We start from the raw sequence: 17,933 nt of genomic DNA on the forward strand, positions 1-17,933 counted from the left end.
TCTTCCCAGCCCGCTGTCCAGCCCGCCCCCCTGCCCCTGAACGACATCACGGGCTGCGTGCTGGCAGGCGGGCGCGGCATGCGAATGGGCGGCATCGACAAGGGACTGCAGCCCTTTCTGGGCCAGCCGCTGGCGGCCCATGCGCTGGACCGCCTGGCGCCCCAGGTCGGGCATCTGCTGATCAACGCCAACCGCCATGCCGAGGCCTATGCGCAATTGGGCGCGGCCCACGGTGCGCCGGTCTGGCCCGATGCCGAACCCGACTATCCCGGCCCGCTGGCCGGCTTCCTGAGTGGCCTGATGCACTGCCGGACGCCCTGGCTGGTCTGCGTGCCCTGCGATACGCCGCTGTTCCCGCTAGACCTTGTGGAGCGGCTTGTGCAGGCGGCGATGTCGCGGCAGCCTGCGGCCGACATCGTCGTCGCCCATGGCTGGGAGCGCTCGCTTGACGCAGATCAATCCCTGCTGCGGGCCCAGCCCGTGTTCTGCCTGATGCGGTCATCGCTGCGTGATAGTCTGCAATCGTTCATACGCTCGGGCGGCCGCAAGATCGATGCATGGACGGGCCAGCACCGCTGCGCCCCGGCCCTCTTCGACCGCGCGGGCGACAGCCCGCTGGCCTTTGCCAACGCCAACACGCAGCAGGAGCTGCAGGCGCTGGCGCGCGCCGCAGCTACCCCGTCGTAGTGCCCCGCGCCGCCGGCCCGCACGCCGCCTTGCCCAACCGGATTCCGTTCTGATGACAGCATCCTTCCAGCCCGCATCCCCCACCACCGCATCCACCCAGGACCTGAGGGTCGATCAGGCCCTGACACAGCTGGCCAGCCTGCTGCAGCCCCTGGGCCCGGTGGCAGAGTTGGAGACGCTGGCGCTGGCCGATGCGCTGGACCGCGTGCTGGCCGAAGACATCGTCTCCCCCGTCGATGTGCCAGCGCATGACAACGCCGCCATGGATGGCTATGCCTTCGATGGCGGCCAGCTGCAGGCAGCTCACGCCGGTTCGCCCGCTGCACCGCTGGTGCTGCGCGTGGTCGGCCAGGCCCTGGCCGGCAAACCCTGGCACGGCACCGTGCAGGCCGGCGAGTGCATCAAGATCATGACCGGCGCCGTGTTGCCTAGCGGGCTGGACACGGTGATCGCGCATGAACGCACCGTGTCCGCAGGCACTGACCACATCGGCATTCCGGCAGGCAGCGTGCGTGCCGGGGACAACCGGCGCCTGCGCGGCGAGGACCTGAGCCTGGGCCGCGTGGCCCTGGCGGCGGGCCAGCGCCTGCATCCCGCGGCCCTGGGCCTGATTGCCAGCCTGGGCCAGCCCCAGGTGCGCGTGCGCAGGCGGCTGCGCGTGGCCTATTTCTCCACGGGCGATGAAATCCTCCACCCCGGCACGGCGCCGCGCGAGGGTGCGGTCTACGACAGCAACCGCTTCAGCCTCATCGGCCTGCTGCAGCGCATGGGCGTGCAGGTGCTGGACCTGGGCGTGGTGGCCGACGAGCCCGAGGCCCTGCAGGAGCGCCTGCGCGAAGCCGCCTCCCTGGCCGACGTGGTGCTGACCAGCGGCGGCATCAGCGCAGGCGAGGCCGACCACACGCGCGCCATGCTGCAGCGCATGGGCTGCGTGCACTTCTGGCGACTGGCCATGCGGCCGGGCCGGCCGCTGGCCGTGGGCCTGTTGCAGCCCGATGCGGGCACGCCGTTTGCCGCAAGCCGCACGCCTGCACGCACCACGGTGCTGATCGGCCTTCCTGGCAATCCCGTGGCCGCCATGGTCAGCTTTCTGGTCTTTGTCCGTCCGGCACTGCTGCAGCTCATGGGCGCTGCGCAGGCAGCTGCCGAGCCGGCCGCCCTGCCCCAGGCCGTGGCTGCCCATGCGCTGTCCAAGCGGCCGGGCCGCACCGAGTACCAGCGCGGCCTTCTGTCCACAGGCGCCGATGGCCGCTGCCTGGTCCGCACCACCGGACCGCAGGGTTCGGGCGTGCTGCGCTCCATGGCCGAGGCGGACTGCCTCATCGTGCTCGAACATGAGCGCGGTGCCGTGCAAGCCGGTGAAACCGTATCCATCCTGCCGCTGCAGGCCTTTCCCTGACAGGAGATTCCCATGCCCTTCCAGTCCAAGCACCTGACCGACGCCCCCGATCGCAGCACCGTCGACACGCTGCCCGGCGCTACCTTGCTGGAGTTCGGCACCGCCTGGTGCGGCCACTGCCAGGGCGCGCAACCGCTGATTGCCCAGGCGCTGGAGGCCGCCCCGCAGGTGGCCCACATCAAGGTGGAAGACGGCCCCGGCCGGGCCCTGGGTCGCAGCTACCGCGTCAAGCTCTGGCCCACCCTGATCTTTCTGCGTGACGGGCAGGAGGTGCAAAGGCTGGTGCGGCCCCAGCAGGCCCGCGAGATCGCGGACGCGCTGGCCCGCATCACCGCCCAGCTCTGACGCTTGCGGCGCGGCCGCTGCCTGTGTATCGCCGACAATGGCCCGCATGCCGCCTCAAAAGAAGCCAACCGAATCCGCGCCCAAGAAGCCCCGCCGCAACAGCGGCCGCCCGCTGGCCGACGATGCCGTGGGACGGGACATCATCCTGCAGACCACGGTCAACCTGCTCAAGACCCGCACGCCGGAGCAGCTGAGCATTCTGGAAATCGCGGCGGCAGCCGGTGTCACGCGCGCCCTGGTGCGCTACTACTTCAGCAGCCTCAAGGGCTTGCTGCAGGAGGTGACGGAGTCCCTGATGCGCGAGTTGCAAAACCGCATGGAAGTGGCGCTCAGGACGCAGGGCACGGTGGAAGAGCGCGTCTACCAGCGCCTGCTGCTGCGGCTGGATTTCATGCGCGAGCACCCGCAGTTCGAGCGGCTGGCGCTCTCCGAGATCTACCACTACGAAAGCGAAGAAGAGCCGCCGCCCTCGGGCACGCCGCTGCAGCGCATCACGCGGCGCGGGCTGGAGCTGACCTCGACCATGCTGATGAACGGAGCGCAGGCCAGCCACCCGGCACAGGTGGACCCGCGCTTCATCCACCTGGCCATCCTCAGCATTTCGGCCTTCCTGCCCACGGCACGGCCGCTGCTGGCCGAGCTGTTCGGTGAGGGACCCGAGGCAGACCAGCAGATCGAGCGCTACCTGCGCTTCATGTCCCACCTGCTGGCCGAGCGCATCAGGCAGGATGCGCCGGCGCAAGACCACCCTCCTTCCCCGGGCCACCACCCGGGATGACTTGCGCCGGCGCCCGCTGCTTCCTCCCTCCTTTCGTTCAGCGCCTGTTCGATCTAGTCCGGCTGTATGCCCAGCTCCTTGACCAGCCGCCCGAAGCGCTCGAAATCGCCGGCATTGGTCTTGCCCAGCCGCTGGGGCGGGCCGCCCACAGGGACGGTTCCCAGCGTGGCCATGCGCGCCACCACGTCGGGCATCCTGAGGATCTCGTTGAGGTGCGTGTTCAGCAGCTTGACCACCTCGGCGGGCATGTTCCTGGGGCCGAACAGGCCGTACCAGGCGGTCAGCTCCACGTCCTTGTAGCCCAGCTCGGCCAGAGTGGGCACGTCGGGCGCCAGCGGTGAGCGCTGGGCGTCGGCCACGGCCAGCGCCACCAGCTTGCCGCCGGGCAAATAGGGAGCGATGGAGCCCAGCGTGCTGTAGGTGAAGGGCACATGGCCGCCCACCACATCGGTGACGGCCGGCGCCACGCCCTTGTAGGGTATGGCCTCGAAGCGGGCGCCCGTGGCGCGCCGGACCATCTCGCCGAGGAAGTGCATGGGCGAGCCGTTGCCCGGCGTGGCATAGCCCAGTGAGCGGCCTTGGCTGGAGGAGATGGCCTCCTTGAAGCTGCGCACGCCCGCACCGGGCCCGGCGACGAGGAACAGCGAAGTGGAGCCGACCTCGATCACGGGCGTGAAGCCATTGAGCACGTCGTAGCCGTGGCCCGCGCCCAGCTTGAGCACCAGTTGGGCCATGGCAAAAGTATTGGGCGCCAGCAGCAGCGTGTAGCCATCGGCCGGTGCCTTGGCCACGAAACTGCTGCCTATGGTGCCGCTGGCGCCCGCGCGGTTGTCCACGAGCACGGACTGGCCGATGCGGGCCGACAGCTTCTCGCCCAGCAGCCGCGCCAGCGCGTCGGTATCGCCGCCTGCGGGGTAGGCCACGACGATGGTGACCGGCTTGTGGGGGTAGGTCTGGGCCTGCGCCGGACCGGCGAGCAGCGCCAGGGCCATGGCCGCGCCCAGGGCGAGCGTTCTGCGTTTCGCTTTCATGGAGAGGGCTTTCATCGTGGTTTTTTCATTGTCAGCAAAGGTCGTTGCCGGGCTCAAGCCTGGCGTATCGCCACACGGTGCATCCGCCGCGCTGCGGGGTGGTAGTCATTGACCGCGTAGTGCTGCGTGGCCAGGTTGTCCCAGATGGCCACCGAGCCCTTGCGCCAGCGAAAGCGCACCTGCCATTCAGGCACCTTGGCCAGCCCGCTGAGCATGGCGATCAGGGCCGCGCTCTCGTCGCTGGTCACGCCTTCTATGTGCGTGGTGTAGAGCGAGTTCACAAAGGCCACGGGCAGCCCGGTGACCGGGTGCTCCAGAACCACGGGCTGCTCCAGCGGCGGATGCTTGAGGCGGGTGGCGCGATAGGCCTCGCCAGACGGATCTCGGCGCATCAGGCTTTGCCTGAGCGCTGGCGCCTCCCAGTTGTGGGTGGCGCGCAGCTTGCGCAGATAGGCCTGCAGCTCGGGCGCCAGCGAGGCGAAGGCCGTGGTCATGCTGGCCCACATGGTGTCGCCGCCCGTGGGCGGCACGTCCACGGCGTAGAGGCAGGCGCCGGCGGGCGGCTTGGTCTGCCAGGTCAGGTCGGCATGCCAGATGTCGGTGCCGGTGCGCGTGCCCTGGCTGATCAGCAGCTCGACATGGGGATCGTCCGGGTGCGAGGGAAAGGTGGAGGACACGGGCTCTACCTTGCCGAACACCTGGGCCACGCGTACCTGCTGCGCAGGGTCCAGCGTCTGGTCGCGGAAGAATATGACCTGGCGCTCGGCCAGCAGCCGGCGCAGCGCGTCCGCATGGTCATGCACCTGCGCCGGGTCCGAGAGATCGATGCCGTATATCTCCGATCCTATGCACGGGGTGATGTGTTCGACTTGCATGAAATTCCTTTTCTCGAAAAAAGCGGGTTGGGGGGTGATCAGGTGGACGCGATGTCCTGCGGCAGCGGCATGGAGCGGAACCGGCGGCCGGTGGCATGGAACAGGGCCGTGGCCACGGCAGGCGCCGTGGGGCCCAGGGCCACTTCGCCGCAGCCCTGGGGCGGCCGGTCGCTTTCGACCAGGACCACCTCCACGCGGGGCATTTCGGACAGTTGCAGCAGCGGGTAGTCGTGGAAATTGCTTTGCTGCACCACGCCCTTGTCAAAGCCCAGCCGGCTCTTGAAGGTGTTGGTCAGCGCAAAGCCGATGCCGCCTTCGACATTGGCCTTGACCAGTCCCGGGTTGACCACGCGGCCCGCGTCGATGGCGCAGATGGCGCGCTCCAGCCGCACGCGGCCTTCCACAACACGCAATTCCATGACCAGCGCGACGAAGGTCTGGAAGCTCTCGCCCCGCCCCGTGTAGACGTTGAAGGTCATGGCGCGGTGCAGGCCTGCCGGTGCGGGCTGCTCCCAGTGCGCGGCCTTGGCCGCCGCATCCAGCACGCCCAGCGCCAGCGGCTGGCCGGCCAGCAGGCGGCGCCGGTACTGGTAGTCGTCCACGCCTGCGGTGTGGGCCAGCTCGCTGATGAAGCTTTCCAGGAAGAACACGCTGGACGTGGTGCCCACGCTGCGCAGATAGCTCAGCGGTATGGGCTGCTGCACGTCCACGGCATCCACCAGCAGGTTGGGCACGCCGTAGATCAGGTCGTAGATGGACTCGACCATGGTCTCGTCCCAGCCGCCGGCATCGGCCATCTTCTTGGGGTTGATGGCGCCGTACAGCGACTGGCCCGAGATGCGCGCATGCAGCGCGGCAGGCAGGCCGTCGGCGCCCAGCACGGCACTCAGCCGCCCCGAGGCACCGGGCCGGTAGTAGGAATGCCGTATGTCGTCCTCGCGCGAGCGGATGACCTTGACGGGCCGGCCCACGGCCTTGGATGCCGCTGCCGCATGCAAGGCGAAGTCGGGCATGTACTTGCGCCCGAAGCTGCCTCCGAGGAAGGTGGTGTGCACGATGACCTTGTCCGCAGGCACGCCGCAGGCCTTGCCCAGTTCGCCACGTAGGAAGTCCTGGCCCTGGTAGGGCCCCCAGGTCTCGACCTCACCGTCGCGCACATGGACAGTGGCGGCCAGTGGCTCCATGGTGGCGTGCGTGATGTAGGGCGAGTGGTAGTCGGCCGTGATCGGCTTGCCCGCCGCCAGCATTTCGCGCGGCTTGCCCAGGCTGCGGGCAACGACGGCCTTGTCGTTCGACAGGCCTGCGACGAACTGCGCATGGATGCGCTCGCTGTCCACGCCGGCCGCCGCGCCGGCGTCGAATTCGATGTCCAGCGCGTCGGCGGCCTGCTTGGCGATCCAGTACGAATCGGCCACCACGACAACGGTGCTGGGCTCGGGGTCGGGCCACTGCGTGGTGCGCACGATGGCATGCACGCCGGGGCGCGCGCGCACCTCTGCCTCGTTACGGATGCGCACGATGCGCCCCGTCACGCTGGGCGCCATGCGCACGGCGCCGATCAGCATGCCGGGCACCTCGACATCGATGCCGAAGACCGCGCTGCCATCGACCTTGGCCGGGGTGTCCACCCGGCGCAGGTTGCGGCCGATCAGGCCCTGCTCGGAAGCCGACTTCATGCGCGGGCGCGCGGCGATGGACAGCCTGGAAGCCTCGGCCACGATCTCGCCGTAGCCCACGCTGCGACCCGTCGCGGAGTGCAGCACCCGGCCGGCGCGCGTGCTGCACTGGGATGCCCGCACGCCCAGCCTGGCCGCGCCGGCACGCAGCAGCACATCACGGGCCTGGGCACCGGCCAGGCGCATGCGCTCGTAGAAATAGTTCATCGACATCGACGCGCCCACGAACTGCTGGAACGGCATCTCGCCCGCATCGTTGCGATAGGCGTCGCGCCCGGTGACGAAGCGCACGGTCACGCTGGCCCAGTCGGCATCGAGCTCGTCGGCCAGCACCTGGGGCAGGCCCGTGTAGATGCCCTGGCCCACCTCGCACTGCGACACGCCGATCACCACCTGCCCCGAAGGCTCGATCCAGACCCAGTCGCCGATGGAGGAGGCCGTTGCTGCCGCTGCACCGGCCTCCGCTGGCGCGGCCTGCGCCAGCGGAATCAGCAGGCTGCCGGCAGCAGGGGCCACCAGCAGCGCAGCAGCGCTCTGGAGCAGATGCCTGCGCCGCAGCGAGATGGCAGAGCCGGCCGTGCAGCCCCGTTCATTGCTTGGACGCTGCGGCATGGATGGCCTCCCGGATGCGGTGGTAGGTGGCGCAGCGGCACAGATTGGTCATGGCCTCGTCGATCTGCGCATCGGTGGGCTGTGGATGGGTCTTGAGCAGCGCGGCAGCGGCCATGACCATGCCGGACTGGCAGTAGCCGCACTGCGGCACGTCCTTGTCCATCCAGGCCTTCTGGATGGGGTGGGAACGGTTGCTGGACAGCCCTTCGATGGTCGTGACCGCCTTGCCGCCCACCGTCGAGACGGGCAGCACGCAGGAGCGCACCGGCTCGCCATCGACATGGACCGTGCAGGCCCCGCACATGCTGATGCCGCAGCCGAACTTGGTGCCGGGCAGCTTGAAGTGATCGCGCAGCACCCACAGCAACGGGGTCTGCCCGTCGCCGTCAAAGGCCACGCTTCGGGAATTGAGGGTGAATTTCATCGTGGGGTCTCCAATGCGCCCGCATCAACCGGGCTGCATGTCTCATGCCTCTCAGAACGAGTGGTGTATGCCTGCCGCAATCACGGTCTGCGTGCGCCCGCTGGCAACGCCCACGGAATTCATCGCCGCCACGCCATCCGAGGCGCGCTGGTGCGTGACCGAGGCATGCAGCTGCGTGCGTTTGGAGAAGGCGTAGCGCGCGCCCAGGTGGACCTGGTTCCACTTCGTCTGCTCGAAGCGGCTGAAGGAGTAGCCCGTGTTGATGGTCACGGACTGGCTGGTCTGCCAGGCCAGGCCCAGGTCGAGCGCGCTCATGTTGCTGGAGGCTGCGCCGTACTTGAGCGTGGAGCGCGTCAGCAGCGCGTTGAGCCGGACCGGAAGCGCATCGAGCTGGTAACCGCCGCCGATGCCCAGCACCTGGAAGGTGTCGAGCACCAGCGGCCGGCCCGCCACCAGGTCCTGGCCCAGCGCGTTCGCCAGGCCCGTGCGCCCGGCGATATCGAAGGCACGGCCGCGCGCATCGGTGTAGGCCACGGCCAGATTGAGCTTGGCACTGGAATAGCTGCCCATGACGCTGTAGGTGCGGTTGGCCTGCGAGCGGCCCGGCACCTCGCCAAAGCCGTACTGCGCGCCGAACTGCATCCCGCCCATGCTGGGCGTCAGGTAGACCACGGAGTTATCCACCGGAAACTGGCTGGACAGGCCGTCCAGATTGCCGGGGTGGTAGAGATAGAAGTTGTAGAGCTGGTAGCCGTTGCCCCACTGGCTCAGCGTGCCGGCCGTGAAATCGACCTGGCGACCCAGCCGCACCGAGCCCATCGACGCGCTGTCCAGACCCACCCAGGAAGCCCGGTTGAAGTAGCTGGTCGGCGAGATCGGCGAGCCGATGTCCGTGAGGAATCCGTTTTCCAGCTGGAATGAGGCCTTCATGCCACCGCCCAGATCCTCCGAGCCGCGCAGGCCCCAGAGGTCAGGCTGGGAAATGGCCGAATCCATGCGCGTCAGCCGGCTCCCGCGCACATCGCTGATCCAGGGCATGGTCAGGTCCATGCTGCCGTACAGCGTCACCGAACTCTGGGCCAGCGCCGCTCCCGCGCCGCCCAGCATCGCCAATGCGGCAATTGCTTTGTATTTCATCGCAAGGCTCTTTCATCGTGAGATGGGTAAAAAAATTCCACAAGTGGCAATTTTGAACACCACGCCACGGAAGATGCCTGGCAGGGCGCAAACTAATTTCCACTTATGGAAATATTAGCTGCGCGGGCCGAATTCTGGTTCTGGGGTTTTCATCTACCGCGTTGTAGGTAGGTCTCGGGAGGTGGAAGCAAGGGACGGGCATTGCACCCGCCCCCGCACCAGGCGCTCAGCGCCCCAGTGCCTGGTCCACGCCCTTGTTGGCCAGGGCGTCTGCCCGCTCGTTGCCAGGGTCGCCTGCGTGGCCCTTGACCCAGCGCCAGTCGATGCGGTGGCCGCCACCCTGGACCAGGGCGTCCAGCCGCTGCCACAGCTCGACGTTCTTGACCGGCTCCTTGGAGGCCGTCTTCCAGCCCTTGGCCTTCCAGCCATGGATCCATTCGGTGATGCCCTTGAGCACGTACTGGCTGTCGATGTAGAGCACCACATCGCAGGGTCGCCTGAGCGCGGACAGCGCCTCGATCACGGCCATCATCTCCATGCGGTTGTTGGTCGTGTTCAGCTCGCCGCCGAACAGCTCTTTCCTGGCGCTGCCGGCCTCCAGCACCACGCCCCAGCCGCCGGGACCCGGATTGCCCTTGCAGGCGCCGTCCGTGTAGATAACAACTTGATTCAAAAAATTTCCTTGGGTTGAATGGCCCGGCCTTCAGGCCGGTTGGAATGCGGATCGCTGCCCTGCACCGCCTGCGCCGGCATGCGGTGGGCCACAGGCACGGAGGCGCCCGACACGGCTGCGCGGCCACGCCAGGCAGGCTCCAGCATGCGTGCGCCCGGCACGCGCTTGACGGCCACCACGCAGTACACGCCGCCCAGCATGGGCCAGCCCAGCCGCCCCACGCGGTCCATGAACTGCCAGCGCCGCAGCCAGCGATCCGTCTGCACGGCAGGACGATAGCAGCCGAACTGCACGGCCTCGATCTCGAAGGCCAGCAATCGCAGCCAGTCACGCAGCCGCCAGTAGCCCACGCCCCAGCCCACATCGGGCAGATACACGCCGCGCTCGGCACGGCGCTGCACGCCCAGCAGACTGGCGGGGTTGAGCCCGCACACGACGATACGGCCCTCCGGCATCAGCACCCTGGCCGCCTCGCGCAATACGGCATGCGGGTCCGGCGAGGTCTCCAGCGTGTGCGGCATGACGACGAGGTCGAGGCTGGCCTCGGAAAACGGCAGCGCGGCCGGATCGGCCAGCAGCGCCACGGGCACCTCCAGCGGCTGCACTGCCTCGGCTGGCACCGCATCCTGCATGGAATCCAGGGCCAGCCAGCGGTGCGGCATGCGATTGGCGCGCAGCCCCTGGAGCATGGGCATGCCCAACTGCAGGCTGTGATAGCCGAAAATATCGGCCACCGCCTCGTCGCAGCGCTGCTGCTCCCATTCCAGCAGGTAGTGGCCGAGGGCAGATTGCGTCCAGTGATGCGTCCCTATAATTTTGCTGCTCATGAACCTGTTGCCCATCCCCGCTTTTTCCGACAACTACATCTGGCTGCTGTACGACGCAGGGCAGGCCCTGGTCGTCGATCCCGGCGATGCAGCGCCCGTGCTGGCCAGCCTGCGCCAGCTGGACTTGCAGTTGCAGGGCATTTTAGTCACCCACCACCATGCCGATCATGTCGGCGGCGTGGCGCAGCTGCGCCAGGCCACGGGCGCCCAGGTCTGGGGCCCCGCCTACGAGCAGTTGCCCGAGCCCGTGCAGCGCGTGCAGGGTGGCGATACCGTGCAGGCCCTGGGCGGCCCCTGGCAGGTCATTGACGTGCCCGGCCACACCAGCGGCCACATCGCCTTCTACAGCACGGCGGCGCAGGCGCAGCCCGTGCTGTTCTGCGGCGATACGCTGTTTTCAGGGGGATGCGGGCGCCTGTTCGAAGGCACGCCGCAGCAGATGCAGCAATCGCTGGACGATCTGGCCGCGCTGCCGGACAACACCCTGGTCTGCTGCGCACATGAGTACACAATGTCCAACCTGCGCTTTGCGCAGGCCGTGGAACCAAACAACCAGGCCCTGGCTCACTACCAGAGGCATTGTCAGGCGTTGCGCGAGGCCGGCCGGCCCACGCTGCCTTCCCTGATGGAGACCGAGCGCTCCATCAATCCCTTTCTTAGAACGCGCGAATCCGCAGTGGCCGCCGCCGCCGCAGGCTTCGACGCACAGGTGAGACAGCAGGACCCCGCCAGCGTGCTGGCCGGCCTGCGCCAATGGAAAAACGTCTTCTGATGAAACTGCTACACACCCTGCTGCTGGGCAGCCTGCTGGCTCTTGCGGGCTGCGCCACCACCAGCAGCCCGGACCTGGCCAGCACGGCCCCCGCCCCCAGCACCGCACCGCACTCCCCGATGTACCCCAACGGACCGCTGAGCCCGCTGGGCACAGGCAGCGCCGGCAACGGCGGCGTGGCCTCGCTGGAGACCACGGGCGATCTGTGGGTACGCATTCGGCAGGGCTTTGCCATGCCCGACCTGGACCAGGATCTGGTCAAGGACCGCGAGCAGTGGTATGCCAGCCGCCCCGACTACATACAGCGCATGACCGAGCGCTCCAGCAAGTACCTGTTCCACATCGTCGAAGAGCTGGAGCGGCGCAACATGCCCACCGAGCTGGCGCTGCTGCCCTACATCGAGAGCGCCTTCAACCCGCAGGCCGTCTCCACCGCCAAGGCGGCCGGCATGTGGCAGTTCATGCCGGCCACCGGCACCTATTTCGACCTCAAGCAGAACGCCTTCCGCGACGACCGCCGCGACGTGCTGGCCTCCACGCGCGCCGCGCTGGACTACCTGCAAAAGCTCTACGACATGTTCGGCGACTGGCACCTGGCCCTGGCCGCCTACAACTGGGGCGAAGGCAGCGTGGGCCGCGCCATCAAGCGCAACGAGAAGCTGGGCCTGCCCACGGGCTACACCGACCTGCAGATGCCGGCCGAGACCCGCATGTACGTGCCCAAGCTGCAGGCCGTCAAGAACATCGTGGCCAACCCCGATGCGTTCAACACCGAGCTGCCGCTGATCGAGAACCACCCCTACTTCCAGACCGTCACCATCACCCGTGACATCGACGTGGAACTGGTGGCCAAGCTGGCCGATGTATCGACCGATGACTTCAAGGCGCTCAATCCCAGCTTCCGCAAGCCGGTGATCTTTGCGGCCGGCACGCCGGAGATCCTGCTGCCCTGGGACAACGCCAAGGTGTTCCGCCGCAACATGCAGGCCTTCGACGAAGGCCAGTACGCGAGCTGGACCGTGTGGACCGTGCCTTCCACCATCAGCGTGGCCGAGGCGGCCCAGCGCGTGGGCCTGGGCGAGTCCGACCTGCGCGCCCTCAACAACATCCCCCCGCGCATGCTGATCAAGGCCGGCTCCGCGCTCATGGTGCCGCGCGGCGCCAACGTGCGTGCCGACGTGGCCGGCCACGTGGCCGACAACGGCCAGATCAGCTTTGCCCCCGAGATCGTCACGCGCCGCACCACCATCAAGGCCCGCAAGCGCGACACGCTGATCAGCGTGGCCAACCGCTACGGCGTCAGCGCGTCCAATCTGGCGGACTGGAATGACCTGAAGTCCTCCGCCACCCTGCATGCCGGCCAATCGCTGGTGGCCTACTTGCCGGTGCGCGCCAGCAGCGGCGGCAATGCCCGGGCGGCCAAGTCCACCGGAACCGCGCGCAAGGTGGCCGTGCAGCCGCAAAACCGCAACGCCAAGGTGTCAGTCACCACGGCGCCGCGTGGCGGCAAGCCATCCAAGGTGAAAAAGCGCTGAAGGCGCTGAAGGCACCGCCACTGCCGCACGAATTCGTTGGTGAACGAGCGCTCCAGGTCGATACCGCTGCGCGCCAGCGCAGGGTTGAGCCGGACCAGGGCGCGCAGGGCCGTGGCAGGCCCGTCATCGGGCATCAGGCCATCCGGGGAGATCGTGGTGCGCATGTGCTCGAAGGCCGACAGATAGGCGCGCCGCGAGCCCAGCAGATAGGGTGCAGGCACGGCCCTGAGCACATCCATGGGCGCGGCGGTCTGCAGCCACTTGAGCGATCGGACCATGGCATTGCTCAGCGCCTGGGCCTTGGCAGGGTTCTTGCGCAAAAAGGCCTGGGTCGCGTACAGCGTGCCCGAGGGCATGGAGCCGCCGTACAGCTGTGCGCTGCTGCGCAGATCACGCAGGTCTCTGACGATGCGCACGGCTCCCTTGTCCTCCAGCACGCTCATCAGCGGGTCCGCATGGCACAGCGCATGCACGCGCCCGGTGCGCAGCGCCTCCATGGCGTCAGGCCCCGAGCCCACACCCACCAGTTGCACCAGATCGGCCTCCAGACCATCGCCCAGCAGCATCAGTTGCACGGCCCGGGCCGTGGATGCGCCCAGCGAGGACACGCCCACGCGCCGCCCGCGCAGGTCGGCCAGCGTCTGGTAGCGCGGCATCCAGCGCGAGGACACGCCCAGCGCAATCTGCGGCGCACGCCCCTGCACGACGAAGGCACGCAGCACACTGCCGCGCTGCTGCGCGACAAGCGTGTGTTCATAGGCACCCGCGCACACATCGGCGGCGCCCGATTCCAGCGCCTGCAGCGACTGCGACCCGCCCGGATAGTCATCGATGCGCACGGTCAGGCCCTCGGCCTCGAAGTACCCCAGTTGCTGGGCAATCACCAGCGGCAGGTAATACAGCAGGCCCTGACCGCCCACGGAAATCGTCACCAGCTCGGCCGAACCGAGGGAAGGAAACGACCAAAGGGAACCCAGCCCCATGAGGCTCAACAAGGTTCGGCGATCAAGCACGTGGGAAGACATGGTGGTTATTTTGCTGCAGTGCAACACGATCATGCCCAGAGCCCGCATGCACAGCATCGGTGCTTGCCCGTATGTGAAACACCGTAGGCTTCAGGGCCAGCACGGCGCGCGGTGAACACGCGCCCGGCCCTCACCCAGGCCTCAGCGGTAGCCCGCGAAAAACAGCAGCAGATTCACCACCAGCGCCAGCGCCCAGGCCAGACTGCGCAGCGTGGCGCGGTCCGTCACATAGAAGGCGATGTAGGCAATACGCAACACAACAAAGGCCACGGCCAGGCCATCGACACGCGCGGACGGTGCACCCAATTGCCAGGCAACCAGCAAGGCGCCAATGAAGAAAGGCAGGCACTCGAAGCTATTGGCCTGCGCCGCGTTGGCCCGTGCCTGGTAGCCCGTCTGCTGCGCCAGCCAGGCCCGGGGTTCGTGGTTGTCGAAACCGCGCTGCCCCGGCCGGTGCTTCATGCCGGGCGCCTTGGCGATGTAGGCGCAGGCCAGCGGCAGCAGGGCCGCCACCAGCAGGCACCAATGCGCTATGGAGAAGCCGCCAGGCGGCAGGATGACAGAGGTCGGCATACAGGCTCCTGATGAATAGACAAGAAACGCCAGCCGCCTCGGCCACTACCGGCGGTCCACCAGCGCATGGGCGATCGTACCGAGGTCCACGTACTCGAGTTCGCTGCCTATGGGCACGCCGCGCGCCAGCCGCGTCACATGGATGCCGCGCGCCTTCAGGGCCTCGCTGATCGCATGGGCCGTGGCCTCGCCTTCCGCCGTGAAGCTGGTGGCCAGGATCACCTCCTGCACCTTGCCGTCGCCGGCACGCTCCAGCAGGGATGACAGGTTCAGATCGCGCGGACCTATGCCGTCGAGTGGCGACAGCCGCCCCATCAGCACGTAGTAATAGCCCTGGTAGGCACCCGTGCGCTCCATGGCCGCCATATCGGCGGGCGCCTCCACCACGCACAGCCGGGCCGCGTCACGCCCTTCGTCCTGGCAGATGGAGCAGATGCGGCCTTCGGTGAAGGTATGGCAGCGCTCGCAGTGGGTGACCGACTCCACGGCCATCGTCAGGGCACGGGCCAGTTGCCGCGCGCCGTCCTGGTCGCGCTGCAGCAGGTGGAAGGCCATGCGCTGCGCCGACTTGATGCCCACACCCGGGAGCCTGCGCAAGGCCTCGATCAGGCCATCGAGCGATTGCACGTCCGACATGGCAGCTTCCTTTCAATGGAGAAGGGTCTCAGAAAAAAAGCGATCTGCAGGGGCAGATCGCTCGATGGCCACTCCACAGGAGTGGGCAGCTGGAGAAGCCGGCATGGCCTCTCCAGGCTGTTCGGCACAACCGCTGGGGCCTGCCTCAGAACGGGAACTTCATGCCGCCCGGCAGGCCGGGCATGCCGGCCGTGAGCTTGCCCATCTTCTCGTTGGAAGTCTCTTCGGCCTTGCGCACGGCGGCGTTGAAGGCGGCAGCCACCAGGTCTTCCAGCATGTCCTTGTCTTCGGCCAGCAGGCTGGGGTCGATGGTGATGCGCTTGACGTCGTGCTTGCAGGTCATGACCACCTTCACGAGGCCCGCGCCAGACTCGCCTTCCACCTCGATGTTGCCCAGTTCATCCTGGGCCTTCTTGAGGTTGTCCTGCATGGCCTGGGCTTGCTTCATCAGGCCGGCCAGTTGTCCTTTGTTGAACATGTGAGTTCCTTCTTCTGTAGGGTAAAAACGAAACGCTCTAGAGCGTGTCAGGGCTGAATGGATACGGGCTTGATACTGCCGGGCACGATTTTCGCGCCATGGCTGCGGATCAGGGTCTGCACCAGAGAATGATTCATCACGATGTCTTCTGCAATGCGCTGGCGCTCATGGCTGGCCACCGCATTGCGCCGCGCGGGGCTGTCTGCCACGGCGCCTTGCTCGACATGCAGTTGCCGCGCCAGGCCAGCGGCCTCCAGCGCCGCACGCAGGCGCTCGCGCGTGGCGGGCTGGGCCAGCGAGCTGCTTTCCACGCGCAGCGTCCATGCATCGCCATCGCGCGCCACCAGTTGCGACTGCAGCGCCAGTTGCCGTGCCAGCGCCGTGACGGCCTCGGCCTGCACCAGTTGCTGGACGGCAGCGTGCCAAACATCGCCGTCGGGCGTGCGCTCCACGGTCGGCGCGGGTGGCGCACCGGGGGACTGGCGGCCACGTTCGGGAGCGAAGTCCTGCACATCGATCTGAGTGTCGATCTGCGGTTCGGCCTGCCGTGCCACGGCAGCGGCAGGCGGCTCCAGGGCCAGATCTCCGTCATCGCTCCAGCGGCCTTCGTCGGCCCAGCCTTCATCGGGCATCCCGGCCCAGGCACCCTCGTCGGGCGCATCGGCATCCTGCGCCTGCGGCGCCTCATCGGAAGAAGAGTCTTCGTCTTCCTGCACATCGTCCACAGGCTCGTCCAGGGGCTCCTGGGCGACACCGGCGGCCGGCTTCACCTCTGGAGCAGCGGAAGGCCTGGCCTCCTGGACAGGCGCAAGCACAGGTTCCGGCCGGGCAACTGCCGCCACGGCCACGGGCGCCTGAACAGGCGCTGGAGCCGCAACGGCTTGCACCACGGGAGCGACCACGGCGGGCGCAGCGGTCACTGGAGATGCGGCAGGCGCGACAGGAGCAGGAGGCGCGACCGGGACGGGCATGGCCGCCTTGGCCGGCACAGCAGGAGACTCGGGCACAGCGGGCTGTGCGGGCCGCGTCTGCGCAACGGGCGCGGGAGATTCAGGCTTCGCCGTGGAGGGGGTCAGCGCTGGAGTTTTTTTTTCAGCCACGCCCGGGGCGGGCTCTGCAGATTGCGGCTTGAACGCCAGCAGCCGCAGCAGCGCCATGGTCAGCGCCGCGTACTCGTCGGGTGCCAGTCCCAGTTCGGCCCGGCCATGCAGGCAGATGCTGTAGAGCAGCTGGGTTTCGTCGCGCGGCATCAGCACCGCAAGGCGGGCGATCTCTGCGGCTTCTGGATCGCTGGCGTCGGCGGCCATCTGCGGCACGGCCTGTGCCACGGCCATGCGCTGCAGCACGGCGCACATTTCCTCCAGCGTGGAGGCGGCGGACAGGCCATTGCGGCGCAGCGCGTCGGAGGTTTCCACCACCACCTGGCCATCGGCCTGGGCGAGTGCCTCGATCAGGCGGAACACATGGCTGCGGTCCACGCTGCCCAGCATCTGGCGCACCGTGGCCTCCTGCAGCTGTCCGCTGCCAAAGGCAATGGCCTGGTCCGTCAGCGACAGTGCATCGCGCATGGAGCCACGCGCGGCGCGCGACAGCAGGCGCAGGGCCTGGGGCTCGGAGGCCACGCCTTCCTGCCCCAGCACCTGGCCCAGATGCTCCAGCACGGTCTCGGGCGCCATGGGCCGCAGGTTGAACTGCAGGCAGCGGCTGAGCACGGTCACGGGAACCTTCTGCGGATCGGTGGTGGCCAGCACGAACTTCAGGTATTCGGGCGGCTCCTCCAGCGTCTTGAGCATGGCGTTGAAGGCCGTGTTCGTGAGCATGTGCACTTCGTCGATCATGAAGACCTTGAAGCGTCCCTGCACCGGCTTGTAGACAGCCTGCTCCAGCAGGCTCTGCACCTCGTCCACGCCACGGTTGGAGGCAGCGTCCAGCTCCGTGTAGTCGGGAAAGCGCCCGCTGTCGATTTCGGTACAGGCCGCACAGACGCCGCAGGGCGTTGCCGTGATGCCGCCCTGGCCATCGGCGCCCTGGCAGTTGAGCGACTTGGCCAGAATGCGCGAGACCGTGGTCTTGCCCACGCCGCGCGTGCCGGTGAACAGATAGGCATGGTGCAGGCGCTGCTGCGTCAGGGCATTGGTGAGCGCCTGAACGACATGCTCCTGCCCCACCATTTCAGAGAAATTGCGGGGGCGGTATTTGCGGGCCAGCACAAGATAAGACATCCCGCGATTCTACGGGGCTGGGCGCCCTTGCCCGAGGCGACCCGGGTTTGGCCGGCCATGTCGTCCGGGCGGCCCGGTGTTTGCCCCTATAATCGAGAGTGACGGGCCTCCTCGCATGGGGAAGCGGCCAACCGGGTCAGGTGGGGAACCAAGCAGCCCTAACCGTGAAACCAGTGCCGAGGGCAAGGCTCGTCACCTTCATTGAACAGCAGGCCCTGCGGGCGCCTG

At 67.9% G+C, this 17,933-nt stretch carries 17 protein-coding genes, 1 other RNA gene and 1 pseudogene; 7 read left to right on the forward strand and 12 right to left on the reverse strand.

The window, feature by feature from the left end; genetic code table 11:
- Positions 1–30: 30 nt before the first annotated feature.
- Genes mobA through BW39_RS00020 form a run of 4 tightly spaced genes read left to right on the forward strand, consistent with a single transcriptional unit; the run spans position 31 to position 3,209 of the window.
- On the forward strand, positions 31–687 hold the full coding sequence (gene mobA / locus BW39_RS00005) for a molybdenum cofactor guanylyltransferase MobA (protein ID WP_043819277.1): 657 nt from the start codon (positions 31–33) through the stop codon (positions 685–687).
- Positions 688–739: 52 nt separating this feature from the next.
- A complete protein-coding gene (gene moeA / locus BW39_RS00010) occupies positions 740–2,086 on the forward strand; it encodes a molybdopterin molybdotransferase MoeA (RefSeq protein ID WP_043818975.1) in 1,347 nt (448 codons plus the stop codon).
- A 12-nt stretch (positions 2,087–2,098) separates the two neighbouring features.
- Complete coding sequence (locus tag BW39_RS00015; protein ID WP_043818978.1) at positions 2,099–2,431, forward strand: thioredoxin family protein; 333 nt, start codon at positions 2,099–2,101, stop codon at positions 2,429–2,431.
- Positions 2,432–2,477: 46 nt separating this feature from the next.
- Positions 2,478–3,209 carry a TetR/AcrR family transcriptional regulator gene (locus tag BW39_RS00020; protein ID WP_224986460.1) on the forward strand — a complete coding sequence of 244 codons (732 nt, stop codon included), beginning with the start codon at positions 2,478–2,480 and terminating at the stop codon, positions 3,207–3,209.
- Positions 3,210–3,262: 53 nt separating this feature from the next.
- Here BW39_RS00020 and BW39_RS00025 read toward each other — a convergent pair whose 3' ends face one another.
- The 7 genes from BW39_RS00025 to BW39_RS00055 all read right to left on the reverse strand — a co-directional run bounded on the left by BW39_RS00025 (position 3,263) and on the right by BW39_RS00055 (position 10,464).
- On the reverse strand, positions 3,263–4,240 hold the full coding sequence (locus tag BW39_RS00025) for a Bug family tripartite tricarboxylate transporter substrate binding protein (protein WP_013801486.1): 978 nt from the start codon (positions 4,238–4,240) through the stop codon (positions 3,263–3,265).
- A 53-nt stretch (positions 4,241–4,293) separates the two neighbouring features.
- Positions 4,294–5,115: a TauD/TfdA dioxygenase family protein gene (locus BW39_RS00030; protein ID WP_012206690.1), complete on the reverse strand. Its 822-nt coding sequence runs from the start codon at positions 5,113–5,115 to the stop codon at positions 4,294–4,296.
- Between the two features lie 38 nt (positions 5,116–5,153).
- Positions 5,154–7,403 (reverse strand): xanthine dehydrogenase family protein molybdopterin-binding subunit, encoded by a 2,250-nt coding sequence (locus BW39_RS00035; protein WP_043818980.1) that lies wholly within the window; start codon positions 7,401–7,403, stop codon positions 5,154–5,156.
- The gene (locus tag BW39_RS00040) at positions 7,381–7,827 is read right to left on the reverse strand and encodes a (2Fe-2S)-binding protein (RefSeq protein ID WP_012206692.1); all 447 of its coding nucleotides are present in this window, start codon (positions 7,825–7,827) and stop codon (positions 7,381–7,383) included. The genes BW39_RS00035 and BW39_RS00040 overlap by 23 nt, the downstream gene beginning before the upstream one ends.
- A 51-nt stretch (positions 7,828–7,878) precedes the next feature.
- On the reverse strand, positions 7,879–8,964 hold the full coding sequence (locus tag BW39_RS00045; protein ID WP_043818983.1) for a porin: 1,086 nt from the start codon (positions 8,962–8,964) through the stop codon (positions 7,879–7,881).
- Positions 8,965–9,190: 226 nt separating this feature from the next.
- Complete coding sequence (gene rnhA, locus BW39_RS00050; RefSeq protein WP_013801482.1) at positions 9,191–9,637, reverse strand: ribonuclease HI; 447 nt, start codon at positions 9,635–9,637, stop codon at positions 9,191–9,193.
- Complete coding sequence (locus tag BW39_RS00055) at positions 9,634–10,464, reverse strand: class I SAM-dependent methyltransferase (protein ID WP_043818986.1); 831 nt, start codon at positions 10,462–10,464, stop codon at positions 9,634–9,636. Before BW39_RS00055 ends, rnhA begins: the two co-directional genes overlap by 4 nt.
- Here BW39_RS00055 and gloB point away from each other — a divergent pair.
- On the forward strand, positions 10,463–11,236 hold the full coding sequence (gene gloB, locus BW39_RS00060; RefSeq protein ID WP_012206696.1) for a hydroxyacylglutathione hydrolase: 774 nt from the start codon (positions 10,463–10,465) through the stop codon (positions 11,234–11,236). The genes BW39_RS00055 and gloB overlap by 2 nt on opposite strands.
- Positions 11,236–12,771 (forward strand): transglycosylase SLT domain-containing protein, encoded by a 1,536-nt coding sequence (locus BW39_RS00065; protein ID WP_012206697.1) that lies wholly within the window; start codon positions 11,236–11,238, stop codon positions 12,769–12,771. Before gloB ends, BW39_RS00065 begins: the two co-directional genes overlap by 1 nt.
- Here BW39_RS00065 and BW39_RS31800 read toward each other — a convergent pair.
- From BW39_RS31800 to dnaX, 5 genes and pseudogenes are all read right to left on the reverse strand, one after another.
- Positions 12,756–13,853, reverse strand: a pseudogene (locus BW39_RS31800) (ABC transporter substrate-binding protein); the annotation flags it as partial. The gene BW39_RS00065 and the pseudogene BW39_RS31800 sit on opposite strands and share 16 nt — an antisense overlap.
- An 84-nt stretch (positions 13,854–13,937) precedes the next feature.
- Positions 13,938–14,369 carry an MAPEG family protein gene (locus tag BW39_RS00070; protein ID WP_012206699.1) on the reverse strand — a complete coding sequence of 144 codons (432 nt, stop codon included), beginning with the start codon at positions 14,367–14,369 and terminating at the stop codon, positions 13,938–13,940.
- 45 nt (positions 14,370–14,414) lie between these two features.
- Entirely contained in the window at positions 14,415–15,005 is a 591-nt protein-coding gene (gene recR, locus BW39_RS00075; RefSeq protein ID WP_034396114.1) for a recombination mediator RecR, read from the reverse strand.
- Positions 15,006–15,150: 145 nt separating this feature from the next.
- Positions 15,151–15,483: a YbaB/EbfC family nucleoid-associated protein gene (locus BW39_RS00080; RefSeq protein WP_012206701.1), complete on the reverse strand. Its 333-nt coding sequence runs from the start codon at positions 15,481–15,483 to the stop codon at positions 15,151–15,153.
- 47 nt (positions 15,484–15,530) lie between these two features.
- Complete coding sequence (gene dnaX, locus BW39_RS00085) at positions 15,531–17,705, reverse strand: DNA polymerase III subunit gamma/tau (protein WP_043818989.1); 2,175 nt, start codon at positions 17,703–17,705, stop codon at positions 15,531–15,533.
- A gap of 100 nt (positions 17,706–17,805) precedes the next feature.
- Between dnaX and ffs the strand changes: the two genes are divergently transcribed.
- An RNA gene (ffs, locus tag BW39_RS29940) (signal recognition particle sRNA small type) lies at positions 17,806–17,902 on the forward strand.
- Positions 17,903–17,933: the final 31 nt, after the last annotated feature.

It is taken from the genome of Delftia sp. RIT313, assembly GCF_000632165.1.
GTDB classification, from domain to species: Bacteria; Pseudomonadota; Gammaproteobacteria; order Burkholderiales; family Burkholderiaceae_C; genus Comamonas; species Comamonas acidovorans.

Coding starts and splice junctions, on each gene's coding strand:
- moeA (WP_043818975.1), top strand. CDS start 740: ATGACAGCATCCTTCCAGCCCGCATCCCCCACCACCGCATCCACCCAG.
- BW39_RS00015 (WP_043818978.1), top strand. CDS start 2,099: ATGCCCTTCCAGTCCAAGCACCTGACCGACGCCCCCGATCGCAGCACC.
- BW39_RS00020 (WP_224986460.1), top strand. CDS start 2,478: ATGCCGCCTCAAAAGAAGCCAACCGAATCCGCGCCCAAGAAGCCCCGC.
- BW39_RS00025 (WP_013801486.1), bottom strand. CDS start 4,240: ATGAAAGCGAAACGCAGAACGCTCGCCCTGGGCGCGGCCATGGCCCTG.
- BW39_RS00030 (WP_012206690.1), bottom strand. CDS start 5,115: ATGCAAGTCGAACACATCACCCCGTGCATAGGATCGGAGATATACGGC.
- BW39_RS00035 (WP_043818980.1), bottom strand. CDS start 7,403: ATGCCGCAGCGTCCAAGCAATGAACGGGGCTGCACGGCCGGCTCTGCC.
- BW39_RS00040 (WP_012206692.1), bottom strand. CDS start 7,827: ATGAAATTCACCCTCAATTCCCGAAGCGTGGCCTTTGACGGCGACGGG.
- BW39_RS00045 (WP_043818983.1), bottom strand. CDS start 8,964: ATGAAATACAAAGCAATTGCCGCATTGGCGATGCTGGGCGGCGCGGGA.
- gloB (WP_012206696.1), top strand. CDS start 10,463: ATGAACCTGTTGCCCATCCCCGCTTTTTCCGACAACTACATCTGGCTG.
- BW39_RS00055 (WP_043818986.1), bottom strand. CDS start 10,464: ATGAGCAGCAAAATTATAGGGACGCATCACTGGACGCAATCTGCCCTC.
- BW39_RS00065 (WP_012206697.1), top strand. CDS start 11,236: ATGAAACTGCTACACACCCTGCTGCTGGGCAGCCTGCTGGCTCTTGCG.
- BW39_RS00070 (WP_012206699.1), bottom strand. CDS start 14,369: ATGCCGACCTCTGTCATCCTGCCGCCTGGCGGCTTCTCCATAGCGCAT.
- recR (WP_034396114.1), bottom strand. CDS start 15,005: ATGTCGGACGTGCAATCGCTCGATGGCCTGATCGAGGCCTTGCGCAGG.
- BW39_RS00080 (WP_012206701.1), bottom strand. CDS start 15,483: ATGTTCAACAAAGGACAACTGGCCGGCCTGATGAAGCAAGCCCAGGCC.
- dnaX (WP_043818989.1), bottom strand. CDS start 17,705: ATGTCTTATCTTGTGCTGGCCCGCAAATACCGCCCCCGCAATTTCTCT.